Source organism: [Clostridium] citroniae WAL-17108 (assembly GCF_000233455.1).
GTDB classification, from domain to species: Bacteria; Bacillota; Clostridia; order Lachnospirales; family Lachnospiraceae; genus Enterocloster; species Enterocloster citroniae.
Map to the genome: position 1 here is coordinate 1,396,367 of NZ_JH376420.1, position 24,084 is coordinate 1,420,450.

Annotated in this window: 32 protein-coding genes and 2 pseudogenes; 3 read left to right on the plus strand and 31 right to left on the minus strand. The window is 49.0% G+C overall.

Going from position 1 to position 24,084, the window contains the following annotated elements; translation table 11 throughout:
* Nucleotide 1: 1 nt before the first annotated feature.
* The 18 genes and pseudogenes from HMPREF9469_RS06255 to HMPREF9469_RS06335 all read right to left on the minus strand — a co-directional run bounded on the left by HMPREF9469_RS06255 (nucleotide 2) and on the right by HMPREF9469_RS06335 (nucleotide 13,699).
* Nucleotides 2-898, minus strand: coding sequence for a radical SAM protein (locus tag HMPREF9469_RS06255; RefSeq protein WP_007860209.1), 897 nt, complete (start codon nucleotides 896-898; stop codon nucleotides 2-4).
* 16 nt (nucleotides 899-914) lie between these two features.
* A complete protein-coding gene (locus HMPREF9469_RS06260) occupies nucleotides 915-1,766 on the minus strand; it encodes a VirB6/TrbL-like conjugal transfer protein, CD1112 family (RefSeq protein ID WP_003431220.1) in 852 nt (283 codons plus the stop codon).
* A gap of 82 nt (nucleotides 1,767-1,848) precedes the next feature.
* Nucleotides 1,849-1,944, minus strand: a pseudogene (locus tag HMPREF9469_RS32825) (Maff2 family mobile element protein); the annotation flags it as partial.
* Between the two features lie 85 nt (nucleotides 1,945-2,029).
* Nucleotides 2,030-3,655 carry a recombinase family protein gene (locus HMPREF9469_RS06265; protein ID WP_002594230.1) on the minus strand — a complete coding sequence of 542 codons (1,626 nt, stop codon included), beginning with the start codon at nucleotides 3,653-3,655 and terminating at the stop codon, nucleotides 2,030-2,032.
* Nucleotides 3,656-3,782: 127 nt separating this feature from the next.
* Nucleotides 3,783-3,977 carry a transposon-encoded TnpW family protein gene (locus HMPREF9469_RS06270; protein ID WP_002594231.1) on the minus strand — a complete coding sequence of 65 codons (195 nt, stop codon included), beginning with the start codon at nucleotides 3,975-3,977 and terminating at the stop codon, nucleotides 3,783-3,785.
* Nucleotides 3,974-4,828, minus strand: coding sequence for an ATP-binding protein (locus HMPREF9469_RS06275; RefSeq protein WP_002594232.1), 855 nt, complete (start codon nucleotides 4,826-4,828; stop codon nucleotides 3,974-3,976). The genes HMPREF9469_RS06270 and HMPREF9469_RS06275 overlap by 4 nt, the downstream gene beginning before the upstream one ends.
* The gene (locus tag HMPREF9469_RS06280; RefSeq protein ID WP_002594233.1) at nucleotides 4,825-5,565 is read right to left on the minus strand and encodes a replication initiator protein A; all 741 of its coding nucleotides are present in this window, start codon (nucleotides 5,563-5,565) and stop codon (nucleotides 4,825-4,827) included. Before HMPREF9469_RS06280 ends, HMPREF9469_RS06275 begins: the two co-directional genes overlap by 4 nt.
* A gap of 130 nt (nucleotides 5,566-5,695) precedes the next feature.
* On the minus strand, nucleotides 5,696-6,082 hold the full coding sequence (locus HMPREF9469_RS06285) for a cysteine-rich VLP domain-containing protein (RefSeq protein WP_002594234.1): 387 nt from the start codon (nucleotides 6,080-6,082) through the stop codon (nucleotides 5,696-5,698).
* Nucleotides 6,072-7,697, minus strand: a complete 1,626-nt coding sequence (locus HMPREF9469_RS06290; protein WP_002594235.1) for a relaxase/mobilization nuclease domain-containing protein — start codon at nucleotides 7,695-7,697, stop codon at nucleotides 6,072-6,074. Before HMPREF9469_RS06290 ends, HMPREF9469_RS06285 begins: the two co-directional genes overlap by 11 nt.
* A complete protein-coding gene (locus HMPREF9469_RS06295; protein WP_002594236.1) occupies nucleotides 7,669-8,064 on the minus strand; it encodes a plasmid mobilization protein in 396 nt (131 codons plus the stop codon). The genes HMPREF9469_RS06290 and HMPREF9469_RS06295 overlap by 29 nt, the downstream gene beginning before the upstream one ends.
* A 627-nt stretch (nucleotides 8,065-8,691) precedes the next feature.
* Nucleotides 8,692-9,180, minus strand: a complete 489-nt coding sequence (locus tag HMPREF9469_RS06300) for a hypothetical protein (RefSeq protein ID WP_002569239.1) — start codon at nucleotides 9,178-9,180, stop codon at nucleotides 8,692-8,694.
* Nucleotides 9,181-9,763: 583 nt separating this feature from the next.
* Nucleotides 9,764-9,904 (minus strand): Maff2 family mobile element protein, encoded by a 141-nt coding sequence (locus HMPREF9469_RS31140; protein WP_007860219.1) that lies wholly within the window; start codon nucleotides 9,902-9,904, stop codon nucleotides 9,764-9,766.
* 63 nt (nucleotides 9,905-9,967) lie between these two features.
* Nucleotides 9,968-10,801 (minus strand): annotated as a pseudogene (locus HMPREF9469_RS06310) (VirD4-like conjugal transfer protein, CD1115 family); the annotation flags it as partial.
* A gap of 95 nt (nucleotides 10,802-10,896) precedes the next feature.
* Nucleotides 10,897-11,262 (minus strand): hypothetical protein, encoded by a 366-nt coding sequence (locus HMPREF9469_RS06315; RefSeq protein WP_007860222.1) that lies wholly within the window; start codon nucleotides 11,260-11,262, stop codon nucleotides 10,897-10,899.
* 77 nt (nucleotides 11,263-11,339) lie between these two features.
* Nucleotides 11,340-11,513, minus strand: a complete 174-nt coding sequence (locus tag HMPREF9469_RS06320) for a transposon-encoded TnpW family protein (RefSeq protein WP_008978040.1) — start codon at nucleotides 11,511-11,513, stop codon at nucleotides 11,340-11,342.
* A 64-nt stretch (nucleotides 11,514-11,577) separates the two neighbouring features.
* Entirely contained in the window at nucleotides 11,578-12,441 is an 864-nt protein-coding gene (locus HMPREF9469_RS06325; protein ID WP_007860224.1) for an ATP-binding protein, read from the minus strand.
* The gene (locus HMPREF9469_RS06330; RefSeq protein WP_007860225.1) at nucleotides 12,438-13,187 is read right to left on the minus strand and encodes a phage replisome organizer N-terminal domain-containing protein; all 750 of its coding nucleotides are present in this window, start codon (nucleotides 13,185-13,187) and stop codon (nucleotides 12,438-12,440) included. Before HMPREF9469_RS06330 ends, HMPREF9469_RS06325 begins: the two co-directional genes overlap by 4 nt.
* A gap of 113 nt (nucleotides 13,188-13,300) precedes the next feature.
* Nucleotides 13,301-13,699: a cysteine-rich VLP domain-containing protein gene (locus HMPREF9469_RS06335; RefSeq protein ID WP_007860226.1), complete on the minus strand. Its 399-nt coding sequence runs from the start codon at nucleotides 13,697-13,699 to the stop codon at nucleotides 13,301-13,303.
* A gap of 126 nt (nucleotides 13,700-13,825) precedes the next feature.
* On the opposite strand from HMPREF9469_RS06335, the gene HMPREF9469_RS06340 reads away from it, so the two are divergent.
* Both HMPREF9469_RS06340 and HMPREF9469_RS06345 read left to right on the plus strand, forming a co-directional pair.
* Nucleotides 13,826-14,104: a type II toxin-antitoxin system RelB/DinJ family antitoxin gene (locus HMPREF9469_RS06340; protein ID WP_005924829.1), complete on the plus strand. Its 279-nt coding sequence runs from the start codon at nucleotides 13,826-13,828 to the stop codon at nucleotides 14,102-14,104.
* Nucleotides 14,101-14,391, plus strand: a complete 291-nt coding sequence (locus HMPREF9469_RS06345) for a type II toxin-antitoxin system YafQ family toxin (RefSeq protein WP_002596328.1) — start codon at nucleotides 14,101-14,103, stop codon at nucleotides 14,389-14,391. The genes HMPREF9469_RS06340 and HMPREF9469_RS06345 overlap by 4 nt, the downstream gene beginning before the upstream one ends.
* Nucleotides 14,392-14,498: 107 nt before the next feature.
* On the opposite strand, the gene mobQ is transcribed toward HMPREF9469_RS06345, so the two are convergent.
* The 12 genes from mobQ to HMPREF9469_RS06405 form a co-directional block, all read right to left on the minus strand.
* Nucleotides 14,499-15,944: a MobQ family relaxase gene (gene mobQ / locus HMPREF9469_RS06350; protein ID WP_076917517.1), complete on the minus strand. Its 1,446-nt coding sequence runs from the start codon at nucleotides 15,942-15,944 to the stop codon at nucleotides 14,499-14,501.
* Between the two features lie 190 nt (nucleotides 15,945-16,134).
* Nucleotides 16,135-16,425: a DUF3847 domain-containing protein gene (locus tag HMPREF9469_RS06355; RefSeq protein ID WP_007860237.1), complete on the minus strand. Its 291-nt coding sequence runs from the start codon at nucleotides 16,423-16,425 to the stop codon at nucleotides 16,135-16,137.
* 28 nt (nucleotides 16,426-16,453) lie between these two features.
* Nucleotides 16,454-16,915 carry an RNA polymerase sigma factor gene (locus HMPREF9469_RS06360; RefSeq protein ID WP_007860238.1) on the minus strand — a complete coding sequence of 154 codons (462 nt, stop codon included), beginning with the start codon at nucleotides 16,913-16,915 and terminating at the stop codon, nucleotides 16,454-16,456.
* A gap of 10 nt (nucleotides 16,916-16,925) precedes the next feature.
* Nucleotides 16,926-17,378 carry a hypothetical protein gene (locus tag HMPREF9469_RS06365; RefSeq protein ID WP_007860239.1) on the minus strand — a complete coding sequence of 151 codons (453 nt, stop codon included), beginning with the start codon at nucleotides 17,376-17,378 and terminating at the stop codon, nucleotides 16,926-16,928.
* 103 nt (nucleotides 17,379-17,481) lie between these two features.
* Nucleotides 17,482-17,895 (minus strand): RNA polymerase sigma factor, encoded by a 414-nt coding sequence (locus tag HMPREF9469_RS06370; RefSeq protein ID WP_007860240.1) that lies wholly within the window; start codon nucleotides 17,893-17,895, stop codon nucleotides 17,482-17,484.
* Between the two features lie 455 nt (nucleotides 17,896-18,350).
* Nucleotides 18,351-18,812 (minus strand): hypothetical protein, encoded by a 462-nt coding sequence (locus tag HMPREF9469_RS06375; RefSeq protein ID WP_007860242.1) that lies wholly within the window; start codon nucleotides 18,810-18,812, stop codon nucleotides 18,351-18,353.
* A gap of 7 nt (nucleotides 18,813-18,819) precedes the next feature.
* Nucleotides 18,820-19,599 carry an ABC transporter permease gene (locus tag HMPREF9469_RS06380; RefSeq protein ID WP_006874367.1) on the minus strand — a complete coding sequence of 260 codons (780 nt, stop codon included), beginning with the start codon at nucleotides 19,597-19,599 and terminating at the stop codon, nucleotides 18,820-18,822.
* Between the two features lie 2 nt (nucleotides 19,600-19,601).
* Nucleotides 19,602-20,387 (minus strand): ABC transporter permease, encoded by a 786-nt coding sequence (locus HMPREF9469_RS06385; RefSeq protein ID WP_007860246.1) that lies wholly within the window; start codon nucleotides 20,385-20,387, stop codon nucleotides 19,602-19,604.
* Complete coding sequence (locus tag HMPREF9469_RS06390) at nucleotides 20,380-21,306, minus strand: ABC transporter ATP-binding protein (RefSeq protein ID WP_007860248.1); 927 nt, start codon at nucleotides 21,304-21,306, stop codon at nucleotides 20,380-20,382. Before HMPREF9469_RS06390 ends, HMPREF9469_RS06385 begins: the two co-directional genes overlap by 8 nt.
* A gap of 135 nt (nucleotides 21,307-21,441) precedes the next feature.
* A complete protein-coding gene (locus HMPREF9469_RS06395) occupies nucleotides 21,442-22,359 on the minus strand; it encodes a sensor histidine kinase (protein ID WP_007860250.1) in 918 nt (305 codons plus the stop codon).
* Between the two features lie 5 nt (nucleotides 22,360-22,364).
* A complete protein-coding gene (locus HMPREF9469_RS06400; RefSeq protein ID WP_007860251.1) occupies nucleotides 22,365-23,057 on the minus strand; it encodes a response regulator transcription factor in 693 nt (230 codons plus the stop codon).
* The gene (locus HMPREF9469_RS06405) at nucleotides 23,050-23,238 is read right to left on the minus strand and encodes a helix-turn-helix domain-containing protein (RefSeq protein ID WP_007860253.1); all 189 of its coding nucleotides are present in this window, start codon (nucleotides 23,236-23,238) and stop codon (nucleotides 23,050-23,052) included. Before HMPREF9469_RS06405 ends, HMPREF9469_RS06400 begins: the two co-directional genes overlap by 8 nt.
* 144 nt (nucleotides 23,239-23,382) lie before the next feature.
* Between HMPREF9469_RS06405 and HMPREF9469_RS06410 the strand changes: the two genes are divergently transcribed.
* Nucleotides 23,383-23,751 carry a helix-turn-helix transcriptional regulator gene (locus tag HMPREF9469_RS06410; protein ID WP_007860255.1) on the plus strand — a complete coding sequence of 123 codons (369 nt, stop codon included), beginning with the start codon at nucleotides 23,383-23,385 and terminating at the stop codon, nucleotides 23,749-23,751.
* 27 nt (nucleotides 23,752-23,778) lie between these two features.
* Here HMPREF9469_RS06410 and HMPREF9469_RS06415 read toward each other — a convergent pair whose 3' ends face one another.
* Entirely contained in the window at nucleotides 23,779-24,078 is a 300-nt protein-coding gene (locus HMPREF9469_RS06415; protein ID WP_007860257.1) for a hypothetical protein, read from the minus strand.
* Nucleotides 24,079-24,084: the final 6 nt, after the last annotated feature.

Here is a 24,084-nt window from a genome sequence, read left to right on the forward strand (position 1 = left end):
TTCAAACCTCCTTTCTGCCCGGAATGTAATCTTCAAAACGGGGGACAGCATAGAAAAGCCGTTTGTTATTTACCCACCGTTGCAAATGGCGGGTAACAGGCGGGGCGGTTGGACGCTCGTAAATCATCACATACGGGTCAAAGCCCATAGCCCGCAAGGTGTTCACGCGGTATAAATCCTGTTCGTGAGTGCTGCCGTAGTTGGTAAGAACATACACGCGCCGCTGGCGGCTGCTCTTAATGGCGGTCAAATCCAAAAAACGTTGGAAATACCCGGTTAAGTCCTCGTCGGGATTATCCCATGCAAAATGTACCGCTTTTATCCGTACCCGATTTAACAGGCTGACATTATCCCTGTTCACAAGGCGAATATCCAGCCCTTGCGAAAAATCCACCCATGCGCGGCTTCGTATAAGCTGCTCAATGAGATTTTCATGGTCGGGACAGGCAAGCAGATTAGCGTCCATGATTTTTATTTCCGGCTGCCATTTCCAAAACTCGGACAAATCCGCAACCTTAACACTTTTGCGTCCCTCTTTACTGCTGACAATGCAAAACCCGCAATTTCTCGGACAACCCCGGCTTAAAAAGCCGTAGGCAATCCCGAAAAACTGCGGGTAGATAGAATAATCCGGGTAACTGTGTTCCACTTCCGGCGGCAAGCGGTTTTTCGTGTCGTAGCCCGTACCGCCGAAAATAACTTGTTCCGCGTTGGTAACGGTTATCGTGTCTTTGGAATAGGTGTCCGTAAAGACGCGGCTTTTATATACAAGGTCGTACCGCCCCTTTGCGTTCCACCATTCCACCGTATGCCCCTTTGCTTTATGATACGCGGATAGCTTCATCAAGCAGAGGTTGGGGAAATTATGGCTGTCAACGTCGATTAAACCGATTTTCAAATCATAACTCACCCCCTTAATGTGCCGAAAAGACGCTCTTTGCAAGGCTTCCCGTTTTGAAAAGCGTAAAGCACAAGAGGACGGTATAGCCCATGCAAGCCCAGATCGCGCCGGAAATGTCGTCGGTCGCTGCGATTGTTTGTATCAACACCGCATAAATGCCGACACACACCAAGATCAGAAACGCCTGAAAACCAAGCGCAAGCAAAGATTTTAAGTAATTCTGTCCCATGCTGCCCCATTCGTGATTTACCATTGTTGCCATCGGGATAGGGGCAACGCTCGTTACAAGATATATTTCAATCATGCGCCCATACACCACAAGCATAATGCAGATTGACAGGGCTTTCATGGTAAGCCCTACAAAGAGGGATTGAAACCATAACCCCAAAAGACCGCCCACGCTCATAGCGTCGAGTTTTGCTTCAATGTCGGTAATGACGGTGGTAACGTCTATGCTTGTATCGGATATGATAACCCCCGCGCTCTGATTGACGACGCTCTGCGTAACGTCGAAAACTCCCATGACGATGTTCCAAGTGTTTGTTACCAGCAGCACCGCAACAAAGGTCTTAAAAATCCATTTGAAGAAAATCCAAGTGTCGAGATCGTGCAGATTGTTTTTTTCAATTACAAGCTGGATTAGTTCATAACACATGACAAAGGTAATGATAACGCCCGCAATCGGTACAATGACGTTTTCCGAAAGGCTGCGTATCATGTTGAATATGCCCGCGTTCCACCCGGCGGGGGTCGTGCCGACTTGTGTTGCGATTTCTCCAACCTCTGTATTTACGCTGTCAAACAAGCCGGAAAGGTTCGATAAAATCCCGTCTGTCAAAATGCCGCGAAACCAATCTTCAATCATCTGCCATATCAAAAGTTAATCCCTCCTTTCCCGCGCCCTCCCGTTTCCGAGAGGGCGCGGCGGGTGGTATTTGTTTTAGGCATTATCCAAAAAGTTGAGAAAGCAGGGGAACAAGGGTGCCGCCGATCAAAGCGACGCCGCCGCCCGCCATGAGCTGCTTCATGCCCTGGCTCTTTGCTTATGTGTGATAAAGAAGTAATAGAAGTGTAAAAAATTTTGCCGTTCCTATCCGGCACATGAGGTATGTCGGATAGGTCGGGCGGTTAGGTGTCGGGCAGTTCTACCTTGCCGACAAAAGAATAATAGATTTCGATTTCCTGTCTGCGTAACTTGCCCCGGCGTTTCCCGTCAAGGGCAACGCTTTCATGGACAACGATTTTCTCCACAAACTCCCGCAGCAGAGTAGGGGTAAGTTCTTCAATGGTAGTGTGCCTGCGTACCACATTCATAAACTTTTCAGCGTTTGCGGTGGCTTCCTGCGCTTTGGAAAGTTCTTCCCGCAGTCTGGCGGCACGTTCTTTCAGTTCTTTCTGCTCGGCTTCATAGTCTGCCGACAGCTCTGTGAAACGCTCGTCCGATATGCGCCCGGTTACGCTGTCCTCATACAGCCGCTTGAAGATAGCAGATAACTCGGCTATGCGTTTCTCGGCGGCTTCCAGCTCCTTTTTCTTGGCGGCGTTCCTGCGTCTGTCCCCGTCCTCATTCTGCTCGATTAAAAGCTTCATAAACCGGGCTTCATGCTTTGCCGCATAGCTGGTAACTTTCCGCAGATTGGAGAGTACGCCAGCGGTCAAGAGGTCAGTGCGGATAAAGTGCGCTGTGCAGTCGGCGGTGCGTTTCTTGTAGCTTCCGCAGATATAACAGTCCTGCTTGCGCTTGTCCGTCTGGTATCGCTGCTGGTACATGACGCTGCCGCAGTCGGCACAAAAGAGTATGCCGGAGAACAAGCCCACTTCGTCATAACGGTTGGGGCGTTTGCGCTGCTTGCGTAACTCCTGCACCCGTTCCCACGTTTCCCGGTCAATGATAGGCTCATGGTGGTTCTCAAAAACCGCCTGCTTTTCCGGGGGATTTTCTATGCTGTGTTTCAGCTTGTAGGACGGCTTCTCGGTCTTAAAGTTTACCAGACAGCCCGTATATTCCCGGTTTTCCAGCAGATGAACCACGGTATTGGTCGCCCACTTGCACTCATAGCCGGGGTGGTAGCGGCGGGTGCTGCCCGTCCTGCGGTATTCCAGCGTCCCCGGCGTGGGGATTTGCTGCTCGGTCAGCATACGGGCTATCTTGGTCGGACCGTTCCCGGCAAGGCAAAGGCTGTAAATCTGCCGTACCACCGGGGCGGCTTCCTCGTCAATGATAAAGTTTTCGTCCTCGTCCATGAGGTAGCCATAGACGGGCTTGCTTGTGATGGGCTTTCCGCTCATGCCCTTAGAGCGTTTTACTGCCTTGATTTTCTTGCTCGTATCTCTCACCAGCCATTCGTTAAAAATGTTCCGCAGCGGGGCAAAATCATTTTCCCCCTGTGCGCTGTCCACTCCGTCATTGATAGCGATGAAGCGGACACCTTTCTGTGGGAAAATCATTTCTGTGTACATTCCCACCTGTAAGTAGTTTCGCCCTAACCTCGACATATCCTTGACGATAACTGTCCCGACTTTCCCTGCTTCAATGTCTGCAAGCATGGCTTGAAATCCGGGTCTTTGAAAGTTCGCACCGGAATAACCGTCGTCGGTGTACCAGCGCAGATTAGAAAATCCATTCTGTTTGGCATAGGTTTCCAAAATCCTCTTTTGGTTGGAAATGGAATTGCTCTCGCCTTGCAGCTCGTCCTCATGGGACAGTCTTGGGTAAAGGGCGGTAATGAGTTGCTGGGTGGTCTGTCTTAACATAAATTCCTCCGTTTCCGACAGCCAGCCCCACTATTCCGTACCTTGATTGTACCACATGGGGCGGCTGTCTGTATAGCGGCAAAAGCGTCAAATCTGCTTCTTTACGGTCGGTAAAAATGACGGTTTTTCAATCAGGCTTATCACAGGTCAAATATCCGGCGGCGGCTTCTGCTTCCAGCACTTTCATCATCTTGTCAGCGGCGGTGTCGGTCGCCCCCTCCTTGAAAAAGCCAGACACCACAAGGATTGTGTTGCCTATCCTCGTTTCGGTCACGCAGTCCGGGCGGCGGGCAGGGCGTTTGTTTCTCTGGGTGTCGGTCATAGGCAAATCTCCTTTCCGGCAAGCAGCCGTTTCAGCTGTTCCATTTTTCCCTGTGCGGCGGCTTTCCTCAAATTCTCCCCGGTAAAGCAGAGAGGGGAACACATTTCAAGCAGGCGGTCATAAATCCGGGCGTGGGCGGTGTCCTCCGGGTGCTGCAATTCCTCCAGCGTGAGGTTGGTCGTCACAATCAGCGGCTTCCTGCTCCGGTAGCGGCTGTCAATCACATTGTAGACCTGTTCCAGACCGTATTCTGTGCCACGCTCCATTCCAAAATCGTCAATGATGAGCAGGGGGAAGCTGCAAAGGCGGGAAATATATTCGTTCCTGCCCGCAAAGCTGGCGGCAAGGTCGTTTAATATTGCTGCAAAGTTTGTCATGCACACCGGGACTTCCTGCTCCATGAGGGCGTTTGCAATACACCCGGCAAAATAGCTTTTCCCAGTGCCTACCCTGCCCCACAAGAGCAGCCCGTAGTTCCCGTCCTTTATCTGTTCCCAGCGTGCCACATATCCGGCGGCGTTCTTCATCTGCGGGCAGCTGCCGTTATCGTTGGCAAATGTCCAGTCCTGCATGGTCTTGTCTGTAAAGCCCTGCCGTTTCAGCCGTTCCACCGTTTCAAGGTGGCTGCGCCGCTTCTCGGCGGCTTCCCGTTCCTTACGGGCTGCCCGCTGGCAGTCGCACTCTGACGGGTGGCGGTCACGCCCGAAAAAGGTCTTGCCCTCCGGGAAATAGGCTTCTTTGGGTTTCCGGCATTTGCCGCAGTATAAAAGCCCGTCCTCCCCGGTGTAATCCTCCGGCTCGGCTGTGGTGTCGGTCATAGGCAGTATGGTGTTGTGGATTGTATCGGTCATAGGCTTTCTCCCTCCTTGAATGAATAGTCCGGTATGCCTTTCTTTGGCTTCTCTTTGGCAGCGTCCTCCTGCGCCCACTTGTAAATGGTGGCTGCATGGCTCTGGTACTGCTTCCCGGTGGAAGCGATGTGGCAGGAAAGGCGGTCAAGGTAATACTCCCACTTGCCGGGGAAGTCCTGTTCCAGCTCCAAAAGTTCTGTGTCAGAAAGAAATACATTTTTATATCTGCCATAAGCGGCGGGGGGCTGCCCCTCACTCGCTCCTTTTGTTTGGCTCTCTATTAGGTTGTTTATATTAGTTTGGTTAGGGGACGGTTTTCCGACCGTCATAAGGTCAGTTTTCCGGCTGTCAGTTGGTCGGTTTCCCGCCCTTATGAGGGGCGGTTTTCCGTCCGTCAGTTGGTCGGAAAACTGTACCACTGGGATAGGCGGCACTTTCACATACAGACGGTTGGCGGCAGAAAAGCCCGTCCGTCTGCGTTCCAGCAGCCCGGCAGCGTCCAGTTCGTTCAGTGCGCCCTTTATGGTGGTGCAGCCTTTATCCAGCATTTCCGCTATCTCTGCTATGGGGTAGACAATGTATGTCCGTCCCTCGCTGTCCTGCCAGCCGTTCTTCTGCGAAAGGGTGGAACGGTCTAACAGCAGCGCATATAACTCTCTTGCGGTGTGGGATAGGTCTGTTTCCAGCAGGAAACGGGGGTAAGGCAGGTAAGCGGGCAGCTCCGTTCCTGCGGTCATATAATCAGCGATAGGGTTCACCTCCTTGTGGTGTCTGTCTGTGGGTTCTGTTACGCTTTTAGGGGGCGTTTTTAAGGGAAAAGGATAAATGTATCACGCACCCTTTGACACCCTCCAAAAAAGCCTTGATTTATGCGGGTTTGAAATGCCCTAAAGCGTGACATTTCTCCCTTTGTTTCCGCTTCCGTTTGGCGGCGTTTATCCGCTTCATGCGTCCGGCGCAGTCCGGGCAGTATTTCCCCCGGTTGGATTTTGGGAAGAAGAACGCCCCGCAGACAGCGCAGCGTTTCCGGCTTCCCCGGCGCAAGAGGGCGGCTTCCAGTGCTTCATCAAGGGGCAGGACAGCGGCGGTAAACCAGCGGCAGAGCAGCGAATAGCTGATACTCTGTACACACACGCAAGGCTCGCCGTCCTCCAACAGCAGGCAGTTCCCGCTGTCATAGTTGCAGCACTCATGCACAAGGCGGCGGGCTGCCCGGTACTGGCGGTAGTCCATGCGGGGGATATTACCGTTCATGGCTCTGCTCCTTTCTGCGCTGCGGCTCGCTCCGGCGTAAAATCTGGTCGATATTGCCCTTGACAGTCTGCAAGCGGCGGTACTCCTCCCGTTTTGCCCGGTAATCGTTGTAGCCGCTGTTTTTCTCTTTGATAAGGCTTTCAATCTCTGCTTGCAGGGATTTATAGCTCGGCAGCTTGGAAATGCCGTTCTCCCTGAAATAGCGGGCGGCTGCGTCTGCTATGATAAAGTCACTTTCATGCTTCTGACGGTAGGCTGCTTTTGCTTTGGCGTTTTTCTGCTGTTTCAGCCCGTCCCGGACAGGGCGGGTCTTGGAATAGGCAAGCACCTGCCGTTGCAGCTCCTTTTTCCCGTTCAGCGTCTTTTCCACCTGCTTCAACCACGCAAGGCTTTCCTGCATGGCGGCATAGGCGGCAGAACAGGCTTCGTCCAGTTCCTCCGGGGAGGAAAAGCCGTACTGCTGATAGGCGGTAACGGTAGCTGCCATTTGCTTTAGGTTGTGCTTTGCCGCCCAGCGGTCATAGCCCACGCCCTTGCCCTCGGCTCGCTTGGCTTCCCGGTCAACCATGCGCTGCAAGGTGTTGTCTGCCGGGGTGGTTTTTGCAGCTTTTTCCCCTTGTAACGGCTTTTTAACTGCGGCAGGGTATTCGGGTATGGCTTTGGTCTGTTCGGCAGCTCTGTGGGCGTTCTGCGTGAGCAGGGCAAGGACAGCAGCCTTGTCAAAATCGTCCCCCAGCTTTCGGGCTGTGATAGGCTTTGTCCTGTCCGGCGTGAGGTAGGAAAGCCGCCCCCGGCTCTCCTTGACGGTCACACCCTCCCGCAGCAAAAGGGAAGAAAACTCGTCAAAGCTGCCAGCTTGGGAAAGTGCCTGCCGTATCGTCCGGCGCAGCTTCGCCTTGTCCGTTTCAAACTTGGTGGGCTTGGTCGGCTGTCCGGCGGCTTCTCTGGCGGCGTTCTCTTTGTCAAGGGCAAGCTGCCCTTTCTTTGCCGCCCAGTATTCCCGTTCGGTTATCCGTTCCTTGCTGCCGTTCAAGAGGTCGATTTGGTAAAGCCCCTCCCGGTGGCACATTTCCATGACTTCGCTCTTGAAATATTCCATAGCGGCGTTGGTGCAGCGGTGCTTGCAGCCCTCCAGCGTGTCGGCTGGTCTGTCCATGTAGGGCAGAAGCGGGACTTCGTAAATCCGCAGGGAGTTGATGACGATATGCACATGGATATTCCCGCTGTGGTTATGCCCGTCCGGGTGGGTGCAGATTAGGGCTTGGTGTCCGGGGAAATGCTCCTTGCAGAACTGCTCGCCCAGCTCCTGCGCCCGGTCTACGGTCAAGCCGTTGTCTGTCCCGTCCCGTGGGTCAAAGCTGATGATATAGTGGTGGCTTTTCACATCTTCCCGTTTTTGGTTTTTCTCATAGCGGAGATTGGCTCGCATACAGGCAACAGCGAAATCCTCGCCCCCGCAGTTGAGGGAAGAAATGCGGTAATCCTCCCTCGGTATCAGCCGCCCGTTTTCATCAAGGGTGGCTTTCATGGTAAACTCGTCATGCTCAAATGTGAGATAGGCTTCCGCTGCGCCATAGTCGGCGTTTTTAGAGCTGATATGTTTGAATGTTGCCAACAGCGTCACCCACTTTCTGCAAGACTTCAAACTTTAGGGCAGCAAGGTCGGAAACCGCCGCCCGTACCTCCCCGGCAAGCTGCGGATAGGGACTGTGCCACTCGTTCAGCGTCCGGGCTATCTGGTTTAAGTTGCCGCCGATCCTCCCGTATTCGGCGGTCAGCTTCCCGACAGCGGCAAGCAGCTCGTCATTGATGGGGGAAACGGTTATGATGGGGCGTATGGCTGCCCCGGTTATGGCTTGCCGGATAAACTCGGCTTGGCTCATGTGGTAAGCAGAAAGCCGCTGGGCAAACTCGGCGTATTCTTCCTCGGTCATGCGTGTTTTGACTACCCGGCTGCGGTGCGGCGTGTTGTATCGTTTCATAGGTGGTTGACCTCCTTTCTGTGCGTGGTGTCCTCTCACTAATAGGAGAAAAACAGGGTGTGAAGCGGAACTGTTTTTGAAAAATCCGAAAAATATTTTGAGGGGTTTTTCAGCGGCGCAAGCCGCATAAGCAGGGTTTGGGGAAGGCACTCCCCAACAAGATTCCCGCAGGGGCAAAATGAGCGATAAGCGAATTTTGGCACCTCGGTAGAATCTTGCTCTAAGAAACTGCCGGCCTGCCGTTCACTTGCTACTGCCACTTTTTCAGAAAATCTATAACCAGCTTTTTTTATAAAAGGCTGCGGGCTGGCGTTTTTCCCTTACTCCCTACAAACCACAAAAGAGCAGAATGGACGGACTTTCCGGCAAGAACTTTTCCGGCGGCTCGGTCTTTCCCGACAATAAGGCGTTTCGGAAGCTGCGTTTTGCCCGCTGTCTGAAAAAAATGGCAGCCTTTTTTGGTTTCACTGTCTAATACGGAACTTTTGGAAATTTGCCAAAAATGGACGCAAAAAAAGCAGCAAATCTTTTTCGGATTTACTGCTTCATGTGCCGCTGCGGTGCGGCGGGATGGATATTCAGTTGAAATAAAAGAGGATGGTGGTACTTTAGTCTATCGACTCTTTACTAACTATTAGGTAATCTTGAAAGATTTTCCTTGAATTTATCTAAAGAATGTTCATTGTTTCCCGCAAAAATAAGTGGAATTGTATATTCATATGATATGCCATTTTCATAGTCCGATAATTGTATTTTTATAGTATCATCCCTCTCATCTTTAGGTGCTATATATATGAATGAATTTTTATTTATATCAGATATTTTCCCTTTTTCAGAAGAAACAGTATAACCCCAGTCTGTTAAATTTGTCTTTATTGTAACTTCTGTTTCTGTTTCTTTTCTAGTCTGCAATGCTGTTTTATCGATTTGGATATCAAAAGGAGTCGAACCTAACAATTCACTGTTTATATTTACAAGTTCTTCTCCATTTGTTTTAGAAATATTAGATTCATCTTCATAATTTTGTTGAGATTCATCTTTTGGTGTTTCTCTGTTACATCCTAATAAAAAGCATAAAATAATTAGTACTAATACAGAAAGTTGTTTTTTTTGCATTTATTTCTCCTTTCATATTATCAAAGAAAGCACTGAGAGTACTTTCAAGAAATTATGAAATATTCTCAATGCTTTCTATTTTTTGATTATAAACTTGCCGGTAATGATACTATGTTAATTTATCTCTTTCGCGTAACCTTTGTTGCAATATACACATGCACCATTCACCCATTTGTGAGACATTTCAATCGTCTCAACTTCATAAATGCTTACTTCTCCACAAATTAAACATTGTTTGTAATTATATACATGACGTGTCGCACATTTATCCCAGTCATCATATATACCAGGCATTTCATCTTCATATCCATAGTACTGGGGAGAACCCCAACTATGAGTATGAGCGGCAAATACAGTCATTGGAGCAGCTACAATTCCAGCTACTACTGAAAGTGCTAAAATAGATTTTCTTAAATTTATAAGTTCCTCCCTTTCCTTAAAAATACATAGCTCTTTGTTACATTGTCATTTTAACATAATAATTGGTAAAATGCAATAATTTATTTTCTATTTACGAGAAAATACTGTGCATATTATCTTATTTAGGAATAGTTAAGGCGGCTACCTAAATCTTTTTATTACTTTACCGCACATGAGCATTTGCGCCCGGATTGTCGTTGCCGTAACCCTCCATGAGGTTAATGGCACCCCAAATGCCAAGACCTGCGCCAAGCGCGATAACCAAAGTCTGCAATACACCAACTGCGCTGTTGAAAAACTCCATATAAACCTCGCTTTCTGCCGCTGTGCGGCTCAAAAAAAGTTGTTGAAAATGAAAATGCCGCCGTTATTCCTCGGCGGCTGCGTCCTCGTCGGACAAATCTATTTCGTATATGTCAAAGGCTTCATCGGGCTTTACGATTGCCGGACGGGTAGACATATACCGTTCCACGTCAAAAGCGTTTCTTTTGTCGAAGTCGGAAAGGTATTTGTAGTTCGGGTGTTTCGTGATGTCGTATTTGTCGCTTAAAAAGGGACGCACACCGCGTAGCTGCAAAATACATTTCCCACCGTCCATAACTGCTATTTCGTCCTGTGTCATCAGCTCCTTTCCTAATTTTTGATAAGTAAGTCCATGAGAAACCTGCGTGCCGCGATTTTCGGAAGTATTGAAACTGTCGATTGTTTCCCGTCCCAAGTTATCCGAAATATCCTTTGCATTTTTCCCACGTCCTCCCAAAAACAAGGTGCTGTCGGCATTATCAAGTATGATTTCTGCCGCGTCCTTGTAAATGGCTTTTAGTTGGCTCTGCGATTGCAGAATGATAGAAGCGGACATTTCCCTGCTGCGAATGGTCGCAATTAACTTATCAAAGCGGGGTATCTGCCCGATGTTGGCAAATTCATCAAGCAAAAACCGGACATGAATAGGCAATTTGCCGTTGTATTCGTTGTCCGCTTTATCACAAAGCAAATTGAAAAGCTGCGATTGCAGAATAGCGATAACAAAATTAAAGGTGTCGTCGGTATCGCTCATTATGAGGAAAAGCGCGGTTTTCCTGTCGCCCAATGTATCAAGTTCCAATTCATCATAGGACATGAGTTCCCGGAGTTCCTCTATATCAAAAGGGGCAAGACGCGCACCGCAAGAAATAAGGATTGATTTTGCCGTTTTGCCAGAGACAAATTGTCAAGGACTTTTTAATCAAATTCACAAAAAATCTACAAAAAAGGTGCCAGAAGCATTGTATGGCTCCTGACACCTCGTTTGATAGATTACATTTTTCCGTTCAGCAGGTCTTTGCAGAGATACGCGTAGTCTGGCAGCTGGTTGATATATGACTCCCAGCGCCGCTTGATTTCGGCCAATTCCAGCGGGTCGGCTGCTTCCAGTGCATGATCGTTGCCCGTCATATACAAAACATCCGTAGCAACATCGTCCAAACACCTGCCGCAGAGATCGGCGGCTGATTCTATCCTGATACCGGTATCCACATAAAGCGGATTTACGCCAATCGTCAGCCAGACATAGCCCACCTTGTCCGACCAGAGCAGTTCAAAATCGGGGCTTTGCCGCAGATGTTCCGCAAAGACTTCCTTTACTCGCTCAATTTCATGTTTCTCTTTTTCTGTGTAAAGCATTTTTGTGTCCTCCTTGACAAAAATTTTGGTGCATACCATCATCAGTTTAGCACAAGGCGGCTTCGTTTATCAGTCTGTCACATCTGCTGAATTTCATTTTTGAGCATACGCTTGATTTTATCGCTCATGGTTTCTGTGCTGGTATTGCTGAAATGGACATGAACCTTGTAGGTCGTCTTACCGATTTTCTTTACCATCGCCGGCGTGTTTTCCGGCGCTCTGGACGCAGTAACGGCGTCTGCCACCTGCATAGTGCGGGGTTCTTTGTTCATGGCGCTCCTTTCTCCGAACGGGTCTGTGCCGCCCGGTAAAAAATCAGTCGTGCTTACTGTTTACAATGTCTTTTGCTGTCTGTCGGGTAGCACCGGCATTTTCTTCCCGAAAATTCTTCCCGTCAAAGAGGATCGGCGCACACCGTTCCAAAATACGGTCATAGATACGGGCGTGGGCCAGATCAGGCGGGTTTTTCAGCTCGGACAGTTTCAAGTTTGTTGTGATAATCATGGGTCTGCGGCTGCGATAGCGGCTGTCAATGACGAAAAACATCTGCTCCATAGCATATTCGGTACTGCGCTCTACACCCAAATCGTCAATGATAAGCAAGTCATACTCATCAAAGCTGGCAATAAACTCCGACCTGTCCTCAGCGAACATCCCGGTCAGGCGGTTCAGAATGGTGGGAAAGTTCGTCATCAGCACCGGCACATCCTGGTCAAGTAGAGCGTTGGCAATACATCCGGCGAAAAAAGACTTGCCGGTTCCCACATCTCCAAACAGCAAAAGCCCGATATTGCTCTTATATGCCTCTTTCCAGTTCTCCACATAGGCATGAGCCTTGTCCATCAATGGGTTTTGCCCGTTATCATTGGAAAATGTGTAGTCGTACAGATAACGGTCTTGCAAGCCCTGTGCCTTTCGGCGTTTGATACGCTCCATACGGCGCTGCCGTTCTTCAGCAGCCTTGCGCTGCTCCTCAGCTTCCCGCTGGCACTGGCAGATGCAACGCGGCATAAAGTAGCCGGATTTCCCAAAGCATGGCACAACGGTCTGCCTCTGGCCGCCGCATTTCTTACAGTGAATGAGCCCGTCTGACAAGTCTATATACTCGTCCTCAGCCAATTCCACACCGGCAGCTGCCTTGTCGATGAACGCCCGGATTTCTGCGGTAATCTCAATCATACAGTTTCATCCTCCTTTACGCTGTAATCCCGGTTGCGTGAGGGTGTGACAGTTTTTTTAGCGTCCTCACCGGCCCAGCGCCGGATGGTCGCTGCATGGCTCTGATAACGCTTGCCGGTAGAAGCCATGTACTCGGACAGTTTTTCGATGTACTGTTCCCATACAGCAGGAAAACTGGCCTGCAAGTCAGCCAGTTCTTCATCCGTCAGGAAAATATTCTGGTAACGGCCATAGGTGTGGGAAGGGTGCCCCATTTCAGGGCGTACCTTCTCTATCTCTCTCTTTATCTTTATCTCTTTCTCTAACTCTATCTCTATCTCTGGTGGACGAATGTCGGACAAATGTCCGCCACTTGTCCGGAGCGCAGAAAGAGCCTTATTTTGAAGCCTTGCAGCCCGCTTTCGCTCAGCCTCGGTAGAGGACTGGCCGATTAAAAGTTCGATGTTGCTCATGTAGAATGTGCCGCTGTCCAGCACTTCCACAAGACCCAGCTTCAAAAAGATTTGCAAGGCTCTCTCCACAGTGCCGATCTGCTGGCGGGTGATGGTGGCGATTATCTGCGCCGTGTAAGGAATGTCCTCGTCAAGCTGGAGCCGCCCGCCATGTTTCAGCGATTTCAGATACAGCTTGAGCAGAATGTTAGAATACAGCACACCGTCCTGCATACTTTCCAGCAGCACGATAGAATCATCGTCAAAATAGTTTTCTTTGAGTTTCAGGTAATAATATTTTCGATTGTCTGACATAGGGTTCCTCCTTGGGGATTCTCTTGGGATTCTGTACGCATTTTAAGGCTATTTTAGGAGTCAGAGGATAAATCTATCAGCCTGCCTTTGACACCCTCGAAAAAAGCCTTGATTTACAAGGGTTTTTCAGCCCCTAAAGCGTGACATTTCTCCCGTTGTTTCCGCTTGCGCTTTGCGGCGTTGATCCGCTTCATGCGCGCGGCACATTCCGGGCAATATTTGGCCCTGTTAGAACCGGGGGTAAACAGCGCCCCACATACAGCGCATTTCTTAGCATTCAGTCGGTGGAACAGCGCCGTTTCCAGTTCCTTATCCTGCGGCAATACCGCCGCCCGAAACCACCTGCACAACAGGGAGTAGGAAATGGACTGGACACAGATGCATTCCTCCCCATCGTCCAGGGCGATACAGTTTCCGTCAATGTAGTTACAGCACTCATGCACCAGCCTCCGCGCTCTGCGGTACTGGCGGTAATCCATGACAGGGATAGGTTCAGTCTTGTTGTTCTTCATAAATGATTTCTTTCATAAAGCGTGTAACCTCCTCGAATGAATTTATTGTTAAATATTCGTGCAAAGTATTGTTTTCTTCGTGCAAATGGCATATACTATAATTGCCAGCAGAAAGGGGTTGATCGTATGGCTGGAAATACCACAAACATCAGTATCCGCATGGACGCAGATTTGAAAGCGCAGGCGGACGCACTGTTTACTGAACTTGGCATGAACCTGACTACGGCGTTTAACATCTTTGTGCGCCAGTCGCTTCGTGAAGGCGGCATTCCCTTTGAGGTAAGGCTGGAACAGCCGAACAAAGAAACGGTTGCTGCCATGCTGGAAGCGGAAAGGATTGCAAAAGACCCGTCTGTAAAGGGCTACAATGACCTTGACGAGTTGTTTGCTGACCTGAAAAGATGAAAGAAACCAAATATACCGTCAAGTACACGACCAGTTTCAAAAAAGACTACAAACGAGCCATAAAGCGTGGCTTGAAGATTGAGCTGCTGGAGCAGGTCGTAGCATTGCTGGCAATGGGCGAACCGCTGCCGGATAAGAACCGCGACCATGACCTGTCCGGCGATTGGGCGGGCCATCGGGAATGTCATATTCTCCCGGACTGGCTGCTTGTCTATCGCATAGAGGATGATGTTCTGGTGCTGACGCTGGCCCGCACCGGCACACACAGCGACTTGTTCGGCAAATAAACAGTCTGCCGCCGTATGGGGAAACCTGTACGGCGGTTTTTCTGTATGCAAAGGTATGTCGTGAAACGCGACGCACTTGACAGAGGTACGCCAAAACGCGGTAGCCTTTACCGCTCCGGCCCACGGTCGTGAGACTTGTCCCGTTCCTGTCGGGACAGCTGCTCGGCGGTTTTGCGGAGCCGTTCCACTGCTTTCAAATCCTCCCTCATGGATTTCATGGCAAGCGTGTCCGTCTGCTTTCCGGCGGTCAGCTGGTCGATCTCCCGCTGCCATGCCTTCGGGGTGATCCCCTCGCCGCTGTCTTTCAGTTCTTTCAGATACCAGGCTGCTGCGTCATACAGGATCAGTTCCCGGCTGTGGCGCTGCTCAAACTGTTCCCGCTTTTCCGGCTTTACTTTGGCAAGCTGTTTGTGGATGGGCTTGTACTGGTTGTACTGTTCCCACATCTCCCCGCGTTCGGTAAGAATGGCGATCCGGCGCTCAGCCTTGACAATCTTTCCGCGAAGGTCATAGTAACGGCTGTTCATATCAGCGATTTTTTCATGAAGCTGCTGCATAGACTGGATGCCGTTTGCCTGTAAAAAGCTGAATAGTGCAGCGCTTTCCTGCAAAGCCCGGATTTTGCCGGTGCGGGTGCGGGGAGTGTTCAACTGCTGCTGGGCCTCCCACAAAGCAGTCAAGCTGCTTTGCTGTGTTTGTGGTTTTTCCGCTTCGTCTTTCGACCAGCGATAAAGACGGGTAATGCGGGCTTTAATTTCTTTCAGCAGTTTGTTGTCGGCGACGATCTGTCGGTTTACTTCCCCCTTGTCGGTGCGGATACCGCGCTTTTCCATTTGGCTGGCAGCTGGCCCCAGATGGACAGAGGGAATTTTATCAATGCCCTGCCGCTTGTAACTGCGGTGGTCAATGCGCTCCGGTCTACCGGCAGATTCCAGCGCCCGGTTGGTGTAGGCTGTCCACGCTGCCCGCCAAATCTCCACATTTCCTTTATCGTTCCAGTCGGTCGTATCCTCCCGATGATTTTTCCAGCCGCCTTTCCCATCCGGGATACGCTGTCCATTCTCGTCCAGATCGTATGCCTTGCGGCACTTTGCGCCCCACTGTCCGTTTTCTTTCAGAGGCCGGAGCGTCAGCATGATATGGACATGAGGGTTGCCGGTTCCCTTGTCATGGATGGCAAAGTCGGCGCACATTCCTTTGTCTACAAAATTGTCCTTCACATAGGCACGCACAAGGGCAAGCTGTTGTTCGCCGGACAGTTCACGGGGCAGGGCTGCCTCGATCTCACGGGCAAGCTGGCTGTCCCTTGCTTTCTCGATTTGCTCCACGCTGTTCCAGAGGATAGAACGGTCTGCAAATTCTGGCGGGGCGTGGGCAGGCAGCATGATCTCCGCATGGACAATGCCGCCTTTCCGGGTGTAGTCGTGGGTCATTCCATCCCATTCATTTGTCAGCTTGGTTCCGCTGCGGTAAGCAGCTGCGGCAACGGCAGAACGGCCTGCGCTGCGCTTGATGATACTGACGGGGATATGACAGAAATCTATGGGGAACACCTCCTTTCAGTGAGGGGGATAGCAGGCTCTGTGGAGCCGGACAAACGCAAAGCGGGTGTCCGACGACTGCGCAGAGCGCACAAGGGGTTTGGGGAGCGTAGCTTCCCATCGCGGACGAAGTACGCAACGCCCCCGGCAGGGCGCACAGCACCGGCAACGGTGTATAAGTGCGCCCTTGTAAACAAGGGACTTATGGCGTGTCCCCGGATTTTGGCAGGTTTGCAGTTAATTCCGCAGCCCCCGGAAGATGGGACAGGGTAATCAGAAATGCTTTGACCTCTGCGCCGGAAAGGTTGGAAGCCAGTGGGAAAATCCCCTCCAAAATGGCTCCGCGCTCAATCAGGCGGCGGGTGCGAACCCTGCGTTCTTCGTTCCGCTGCTTGTTCTCCAAAATCTTCTTGCGGTTTTCAAGCTGCCGGATCTCCTTCAGGACTTCCTCCCGTTCTTCTTTTTGTGGGTGGGCTGTAATTTTTTCGTTCATGTCAGGCACCTCTTTTCTTTGGAAATACTCATAGATTGACCGTCCATTTCTGTCGAGCAAAGTACCGGCGCAGTCTCCGCAGTGCGGCATGGATGGATTTTCCCGCCTGTGCTGGCGTGATACCCTCCATTGCGGCAATATCTTTCACTTTCATACCCAGCATATAGCGGGCGTGAACACGGCGAGCCTGCATAGGCGGCAGGGAGGAAATGGCTTCATACAATCGCCGTATCAGTTCTTCGTATTCGGCTAATTCTTCTTTTTCTATCAGGTAGTCCTCCGGCGATGGCTGCGCCCAGCCGATGGCGGCATTTTCGATTCCATCGTTACAATCGAGGGAATAAAACGCCTTATACCGGAACATCTTGCGATCTCTGGCGGCCTCGGCTCTCTTGTCCAGAAGAAACGCTTCGACGATCTCATCGGACACCTCCACAAAAATGTCCTCTTTGCAAAATGGATAATATTGTTTGAGATTGATGGTCTGCATAGGCATGCCCTCACTCTGTTTGGAAAAAGCCATCATAGCAGCGGCGCATATTCCGCAGACCTCGACGGATGGCAACGCTGACCTTGCTGCTGTGGACGCCCTCTATCCGAGAGATTTCCGGCTGCTTGATACCAGCAATGTAGTAGGCGTGAACACGGCGGGCCTGTGTCGGAGTGGCATGAGCCAGAGCCACCGGCAAAGCTGCAATTAGGTATAGGCGGGTGGTCATTTCTTCTCGTTCCAGCAAAATATCTTCCGGCGATCTGCTGTGTTCCAGTGCGTAATTTTCCAGCCAGCTGTATGCGTCCAGAGAGTAGTAGGCGCGGTGGTAGACTTTCCAACGCTCATAGTTCTCCATCTCCCGCTTGGCCTGATACATCGCTGCCCATACCTCGTCCGTAACATCCACAAACTCGTCATGCCGGTAGTGGGGATACATCCACCGCAGATTGATTGTTTTCATAGGCTTACCTCCTGAAAATCGGAGAGGCGGACAGCTCGTCCGCTGTCCGCCCCTCGCTGAGATAAGGGAAATGATCCCTTTCACTTGGTAGCCAGAAAACAGGTCATTCGTTAAGCCTGTTCTCAAAGAAATTTATAAATTTTTTTCTGACCGCCTCCACACTTTGATACACAGCCACTTTGGAGCAGCCGCACAGCACACCAATCTCTGCAAGGCTCAGCCCGTCAAGCGCATAGAGCAGGAACCGGCGGCGCTGGGCCTCGGTACAGGTGTCCAGAACAGCCATCAGCTCATGCAGCGTTTCCATGCGGCAAAGGTATTCCTCCGGCGTTTCGCCGTAGACCCCTACACCCTCGGTGGTAATGATGTACTCGTCAAACTCCCGGCCATCCCAATGCCGCCGCTGTTCATGGAACAGGTTCTCCGTTTTATGATCGGCCCGGTCAAGAAATTCATAGACTTCCAGCGTAACCTCCACGGCCACAGCTTGTCCGTTATAATTGATGGTAACTTCCATCTGTCTTTCCTCCATTCAGATTTTTTTGGTAAATCTGAATGGGGCGGCGGAGAACGGCACTGGGGCCAGGGTTCGGGCCATGCTGGCCCGATGTTTCGGCTCCATAGGGACAAAAAAGCGCCCGGACGGCATAAAGCCATACGAGCGTAATAGAGTATATTTTGCTGTTTAGTTACATGGTATAGTGCATACTTCTGACCGCATTGCTCCGCTGCTGGGAACAGGCTTTTTTTAGCTGGTGCAGGTCATGGGGACTGTGAAAAAAGGCAAAAATAGACACGGCGGCAATCCTCCTATGTGCCGCCGTGGATTTACACGGTGTTAGGTCGTCGTTAGATTGGGATAGACGAAAAGAAACGGCGGCTCTGATCTTCTCAAAGCCGCCGCTTCATAGGCGCGTGGAAATGTGTCTGCTGTACGACGGCTTTTTTCTTTTGCCGTCGTGCGGCAGAATGTTATTCAATATTCAATTCAATGTTTCCAGTAAAGTCCTCACACTCAATGCCGATATAATTTCCACCATCAGGAAGTGTAATTGTGTCACTATAAGTTCCGGTTGTTTCAATCAAAGTGACTGCTTCATCCGATCCAGAAATCCAAAATACTTTTGCAGTACCTTCCGTAACCTCCAAAGTGCAGTCAATAGACAGCTCCTTACCGGCTTCTCTTTTTATGGAAGTTCCTCCGAACACATACTCTGTATCTGAAAAATTCTCATAATCAGCCGTATAAGTTCCCGTATAATCATCGATCCCTTTTTCTTTTGTTCCTTCCAAAGATAACTTTCCTGTAAGCTCTATGGTTCCAGCTGACTGAACGATATTATTATAATGATCGAGAATTTCATCTTTTGAACAGCCAGAAAGCATAAAACTTCCAAAAAGAACAAATGCCAATGCTAAAACTGTTTTCTTCATAAAATCATCACCAGCCTTTCTTTGGTGCTACCTTTTTGGCCTTTTTCTTTGTTTGGGTTGCTTCTCGCTCTTTCATGCACAAAATCAAGATGGCAGAAATAACAACAGCAAGCACAAGACTGCAAGAACAGGTTCCGATATTCCAGTTGACTGCGGTATCATAGCTACGGTAGCCTACCATTCCGAGACTTGCGGTAATCGGATAAAGGTTTGCTAATGTCATATTTCCTGCGGCAAACATCCCTCCATATCCATAGACAAAAGCAATGATTACACCGACTAAAAAGCTGCCCGCCCTCCGACAAGTAAGAGCGATAATCGGCAGAACCGCAAGATATAAAAAGAAATTAACCGCGGTAATCTGCAAGGTTGCTTTTAGTGCTAAGGAAATTTCAAAGCCGGGAAATCCCACAATCATTTCTGCTATGATTGTAAACAGGCTGCATATCAGCCCGAAAATAATAGACAATACGCCGCACACAATCAATTTCCCGGTCAGCAGTTTCTTAAAAGAGATCGGCACAGTCAGAATATTTTTCAATGTGTCATCCGTCTGCTCACGAGAAATCATATATCCAGCAATTAGGCTGATACACATCGGAAAAATCATGGACATATTGTTTTTGATGACCTGTTCTGTAAGATAGGCGAAATCCCAAACGGAACCATCATTCGCCATAGAGGTAAACAAGGTCAGCAAGACGGATAGGAGCATGAGCGCAACACCCGCCCAAAGGATATGATACCTTTTCAATTTATAAAATTCTGTTTTTACAATGCGAACCATGTTTATTCCCCCCTCTGCTTATATAATCTGTCAATCAGTAAGAACGAAACTAATGCCATGATCCCAAGAATGAATACAACTTGAAATGTTGAAGGAATTAGCCCTGTCATTTGCTCCAAGTCCATTTTTATTCCATGAGCCGCCATATCTCCTGCACTCCAAAATGTAGTCAGTGGCGTGGGCAGAAGCCATAACATGGTTTTAGGCAGTGTGTCAAACAATGCCGTAGCACTCATGTTCAGAACGCTGTAAAAGACACACAGCAAAATGGAAAAAACATAGGTCTTACTGAAAAAGACAACAAGAACAATCAACGGGAGTGTTCCTGCCGTAATGAAAATTCCTGTTTCAACTGCTAAAAACAATTTATAGCCTGTTCCATAAACTTCTAATGTTCCAAATCCGCAAAGAATTGTTGCAATGGTAGAAGCCACACAAAAAACAATTCCAAAGAGAAACAGGACAACAATTTTTGCAAGCACCATTTGCGTGCTGGTTACGGGAATTGTACGCAGATTTTTGAATGTGTCGTTGTCGCGTTCCATAAAAAACAGGATAGCGGCAATCACACCGATAATGCAGGGCAATAAAAACTGGATACCATATCCTAACACCATGTTAAATAGTCCGTCGAAAGCATCTGCCTGATCCGTATATCGCTCCATCATAGAGGGCGTTGTCATCAGATAAGTCAGCGGGATTGGAAACAGAAAAGCAGCCAGAATAATCAGCGGAATAAATTTCTTCCGTTTCAATTTCAAAAATTCGCATTTGATTAGTTTAAGCAATTCCTTCGCCCCCTGTCACACGCTTGAAGTAATCTTCAAGACTTTCTTCACAAGTATGCGCCTCCGATACCTCCAATCCATTTTCTACAAAGGCAGTTACAATTTTCCCCACAGGCAGATCAAGGTTGTGCAGGCGCAGATTGTGGTCGTCCTGTATAGAGAAATGGTTTTCATGGAAATTTCGTTCCAAAATTCTTGCCGCCTGCGCAGTATCAGAGAGTGTAAACCGGATATGCTTACTACTTTTTTGCTCCAACTCAGCAAGGCTTTCTTCTTCCAGCAATGCACCGTGGTCTATAATTCCAATATCGTCAGCCAGCAAGGAAATCTCCGAAAGAATGTGACTGGAAATCAAAATGGTTTTTCCTCTTGCGTCGCAAAGCTCCCGAATAAAGGAGCGTACCTCCGCAATACCGATGGGATCAAGACCGTTGATCGGCTCATCCAAAATTAAAAGTTCCGGATCGTGCATAACAGCAAGGGCGATGGCAAGCCGCTGCTTCATACCAAGAGAATACTGGGAAAAGAGCTTTTTATCTTTGTAGGGCAGTCCTACCAAATCCAGAGCGTCTTTGATGGCATGATTGTTTGGTACGCCCCGCAGAGTAGCAAAGATACGCAGGTTCTCTGTGCCGGTCAGATTGGGATAAAAGCCGGGGGACTCAATTAGGCTGCCGATACGGGGCAGCAATTTCTTTTCATTCCCCTGCAAAGATTTTCCCCAGATTTTGACCTCACCGGAGGTCGGCTTCGTTAAGCCCAACAACATTTTCATAGTAGTGGTTTTTCCGGCTCCGTTTCTGCCCAGCAGACCATAAATTCTCCCACGCTTCACATGGATATTTAAGTCAGCCACACTCTTTTGTGAGCCGTATTGCTTCGTCAGATTTTTTGTTTCAATGATGTAATTTGTATCCATATTCAAAACCTCCTGTTCTGTAAGGTATTCTATCACGCCAACCTTGCATTAACCTTGCCGCAACCTTGCATTAACCTTGCAATTTAGAATCCGGCCAAAATGACAAGGGTTCCCGCCATAAAGACGGGAACCCGCTTAAATCTCCAAAGGAAAAAACAACATAAATTCAGTCCCTTTTCCTGGTACACTTTCAACTGTTATGCTTCCACCCATCTTTTCTACAAGCTGGTGGACAATAGAAAGACCAAGACCGCTGCCTTTCTCAGAGCGTCCTTTATCACACTTATAAAGCCGTTCAAAAATGTGTTTCAAATCTTCTTTCTCAATTCCTACTCCATTATCCGCCAGCAGCAGCTCCATGTTATTTTCCTTCTTTGACAGGACAATTTTGATTTTGTCTGCATGGCTGTGAGCGATTACATTTTGAATGAGATTGTTGACGATCCTCATATAGCTGTCCATATCCAATCTTACCCGGACAGGCTGTTCGGGAATATCAATGTCATAATCAACCTGTTTATCCTCAAAAATCGGTATCCAGTCAATCAGGATATTTCTTGTCAGCTCTGCGGCCTCAACGCTCTGGATTTCTAAAGCAAACTCGTCAGAATTTAACTTGAACCAGTCAAAGAGTACATCAATATATTCTTTCAGATCATGGGCTTTTCGTCGGGCGGTTTCAATATCATCATCCCGGTCTCTTCCTGTGACCAGTCCTTTGTGTGCAGCGTCAAGATACCCAATCAGAGTAGTAAGGGGCGTTCGCACATCATGGGAAAGGCTCGTCATAAGCTGGCGGTTGGTTTCCTCTGTCTGCCGTACAGTTGAAAGTCTGCTTTCATAGGCCACAACGATCTCATTGATTTCATAGGCAATAGGTGCTGTCAGTTCATTTGTTGCAGACAAAATACGCCGATTGCCATTTCCATTTTTCACATCAACCAGTGCATCGGTCATTTCTGCAATTTGCTTTTTTACACGCCGGACAAGAAAGATGGAGGTCAACACAGCCACAACAGCAATCACAATGGACAAGAAAACGATGATTTCCATGCTGGCTACACCTCCTTATTAAACCGGTAGCCAATCCCTTTGACCGTTTGTATATACTTTGGGCTTGAAGGATTGACTTCTAATTTTTTACGAAGCCGACTGATGATCGCCATAATGTTGCTGTCGTCATAGAAATATTCTTCACCCCATACTTCCTCATAAATCTGCTGTTTGGTCAAAATTTTTCCTTGATGCTTTGCACAGTACAGGAGCAGATCAAATTCCTTTGGCGGAAGTTCAAAAGTGCCGTTTGCCGTCGTAACAGAACGATTTTCAAGGTCAATCTGCAATCCGTCAAAATCCAGTTTTTGCACAGCTCCGGCTTGCTGATTAAAGCGAGTGTAGCGGCGAATGAGAGAAACAATTCGGGCAATCAGTTCGTCCATATCAAACGGTTTTGTCAGATAATCGTCCGCCCCAGCCCGTAATCCCCGCACTTTAGAAATGCTGTCATTTTTGGATGTAAACATCAAAATCGGCAGGCTGTTCTCTTTGCGGATTTCTTCCAGCGTTTCAAAACCATCCATACCGGGCATCATCACATCCAGCACCACAAGCTGATACTCCTGGTCTTTTAATTTCTGCAAGCCCTCTTTTCCGGTATTACAAAAATCAGCTTCTATATGTTCCGATTGTACGCTGCGTTTAATCAAAGCGCACAGTTCTCTGTCATCATCTATAATCAAAATTTTATTCATGGCGCAGTTCCTTTCCTTGTTTTGTCCGACCATCAATCGGCTTCTCCGCAGTTTTTGGGAGAAGCCAAACACCAGCCATTTTCACAGCGCCGGGGATACGCCCTCCGGCGCAATAATAATTTACCCTACGAGGTGTTACGCCCCATTTCTCGGCGGCCTCTTTCAATGTCATATAGTCCATTTCGCACCTCCATAGGATATATTATAGTTCTCTTTCTCGAACAATGCAAGAAACGAAATATGAATTATAAACTTCAACTAACCTGCATATAGCAACATTCCACGGGCAAAGTATGAATTATACAATGTAACCGGGTGATGTTATATGGCGAAAGTTGAAGATTGTCCCGGTTTTGAAACCTTCGGCGCAGATGTCAAAGCCGCACGAGAGGCAAAGCGTCTGGCACGAAAAACATTGGCAGAAATGGTTGGGATTGAATGGCGGTATCTTGCCAACATTGAGAATCAAGGTGCGATTCCGAGCCTGCCTGTGATGATCCAGTTGATTAAGATCTGCGGACTTCCTGTGGAACGGTATTTTAACCCGGAGATCATGCGGGAAGAAAGCGAACAGCGGCAACGGGTCAGCCACAAGCTGAAGCTTTGCCCTGAAGAATACCTGCCGATTATCGAAGGTGCCATAGACGGGGCGCTCAAAATGGAACACACTGCGAAGCAGAAGGAGGACGCATAATCGCGGCCTCCTTCTGGCGTTTCTATATCAAGTTTCCCGGCACTTTTCCCAAAGTTCCCGGCACCTCTGCTGGATTTCTCCGGTTTCTGTCACAGTCAGCTCGCGGTCATTTCCGGTAATCTTATCTTCCAGAAAGTTGGCGTATGTACCCAACAAAGCGTTCCGTAAATCCTCCGGAGTTTTCTGTATTTCGGCGCTGTACCAGTCATTCCGGTGAGGTTCCCATGCCATCAATGTATAACCGTGGCTGGTCTGCACCACCTCATACAGAGGATCATCATCCAGATATGCCTGAAACACTTTCAAAACCTTTTCAAAGGTCAGCATTTCCCG

Excerpts from the sequence above, each read along its gene's own strand:
- HMPREF9469_RS06260 (WP_003431220.1), bottom strand. The coding sequence starts at position 1,766 with ATGATTGAAGATTGGTTTCGCGGCATTTTGACAGACGGGATTTTATCG.
- HMPREF9469_RS06265 (WP_002594230.1), bottom strand. The coding sequence starts at position 3,655 with ATGTTAAGACAGACCACCCAGCAACTCATTACCGCCCTTTACCCAAGA.
- HMPREF9469_RS06270 (WP_002594231.1), bottom strand. The coding sequence starts at position 3,977 with ATGACCGACACCCAGAGAAACAAACGCCCTGCCCGCCGCCCGGACTGC.
- HMPREF9469_RS06275 (WP_002594232.1), bottom strand. The coding sequence starts at position 4,828 with ATGACCGATACAATCCACAACACCATACTGCCTATGACCGACACCACA.
- HMPREF9469_RS06280 (WP_002594233.1), bottom strand. The coding sequence starts at position 5,565 with ATGACCGCAGGAACGGAGCTGCCCGCTTACCTGCCTTACCCCCGTTTC.
- HMPREF9469_RS06285 (WP_002594234.1), bottom strand. The coding sequence starts at position 6,082 with ATGAACGGTAATATCCCCCGCATGGACTACCGCCAGTACCGGGCAGCC.
- HMPREF9469_RS06295 (WP_002594236.1), bottom strand. The coding sequence starts at position 8,064 with ATGAAACGATACAACACGCCGCACCGCAGCCGGGTAGTCAAAACACGC.
- HMPREF9469_RS06300 (WP_002569239.1), bottom strand. The coding sequence starts at position 9,180 with ATGCAAAAAAAACAACTTTCTGTATTAGTACTAATTATTTTATGCTTT.
- HMPREF9469_RS31140 (WP_007860219.1), bottom strand. The coding sequence starts at position 9,904 with ATGGAGTTTTTCAACAGCGCAGTTGGTGTATTGCAGACTTTGGTTATC.
- HMPREF9469_RS06315 (WP_007860222.1), bottom strand. The coding sequence starts at position 11,262 with ATGCTTTACACAGAAAAAGAGAAACATGAAATTGAGCGAGTAAAGGAA.
- HMPREF9469_RS06320 (WP_008978040.1), bottom strand. The coding sequence starts at position 11,513 with ATGCAGGTGGCAGACGCCGTTACTGCGTCCAGAGCGCCGGAAAACACG.
- HMPREF9469_RS06325 (WP_007860224.1), bottom strand. The coding sequence starts at position 12,441 with ATGATTGAGATTACCGCAGAAATCCGGGCGTTCATCGACAAGGCAGCT.
- HMPREF9469_RS06330 (WP_007860225.1), bottom strand. The coding sequence starts at position 13,187 with ATGTCAGACAATCGAAAATATTATTACCTGAAACTCAAAGAAAACTAT.
- HMPREF9469_RS06335 (WP_007860226.1), bottom strand. The coding sequence starts at position 13,699 with ATGAAGAACAACAAGACTGAACCTATCCCTGTCATGGATTACCGCCAG.
- HMPREF9469_RS06340 (WP_005924829.1), top strand. The coding sequence starts at position 13,826 with ATGGCTGGAAATACCACAAACATCAGTATCCGCATGGACGCAGATTTG.
- HMPREF9469_RS06345 (WP_002596328.1), top strand. The coding sequence starts at position 14,101 with ATGAAAGAAACCAAATATACCGTCAAGTACACGACCAGTTTCAAAAAA.
- HMPREF9469_RS06355 (WP_007860237.1), bottom strand. The coding sequence starts at position 16,425 with ATGAACGAAAAAATTACAGCCCACCCACAAAAAGAAGAACGGGAGGAA.
- HMPREF9469_RS06360 (WP_007860238.1), bottom strand. The coding sequence starts at position 16,915 with ATGCAGACCATCAATCTCAAACAATATTATCCATTTTGCAAAGAGGAC.
- HMPREF9469_RS06365 (WP_007860239.1), bottom strand. The coding sequence starts at position 17,378 with ATGAAAACAATCAATCTGCGGTGGATGTATCCCCACTACCGGCATGAC.
- HMPREF9469_RS06370 (WP_007860240.1), bottom strand. The coding sequence starts at position 17,895 with ATGGAAGTTACCATCAATTATAACGGACAAGCTGTGGCCGTGGAGGTT.
- HMPREF9469_RS06375 (WP_007860242.1), bottom strand. The coding sequence starts at position 18,812 with ATGAAGAAAACAGTTTTAGCATTGGCATTTGTTCTTTTTGGAAGTTTT.
- HMPREF9469_RS06380 (WP_006874367.1), bottom strand. The coding sequence starts at position 19,599 with ATGGTTCGCATTGTAAAAACAGAATTTTATAAATTGAAAAGGTATCAT.
- HMPREF9469_RS06390 (WP_007860248.1), bottom strand. The coding sequence starts at position 21,306 with ATGGATACAAATTACATCATTGAAACAAAAAATCTGACGAAGCAATAC.
- HMPREF9469_RS06395 (WP_007860250.1), bottom strand. The coding sequence starts at position 22,359 with ATGGAAATCATCGTTTTCTTGTCCATTGTGATTGCTGTTGTGGCTGTG.
- HMPREF9469_RS06400 (WP_007860251.1), bottom strand. The coding sequence starts at position 23,057 with ATGAATAAAATTTTGATTATAGATGATGACAGAGAACTGTGCGCTTTG.
- HMPREF9469_RS06405 (WP_007860253.1), bottom strand. The coding sequence starts at position 23,238 with ATGGACTATATGACATTGAAAGAGGCCGCCGAGAAATGGGGCGTAACA.
- HMPREF9469_RS06410 (WP_007860255.1), top strand. The coding sequence starts at position 23,383 with ATGGCGAAAGTTGAAGATTGTCCCGGTTTTGAAACCTTCGGCGCAGAT.
- HMPREF9469_RS06415 (WP_007860257.1), bottom strand. The coding sequence starts at position 24,078 with ATGCTGACCTTTGAAAAGGTTTTGAAAGTGTTTCAGGCATATCTGGAT.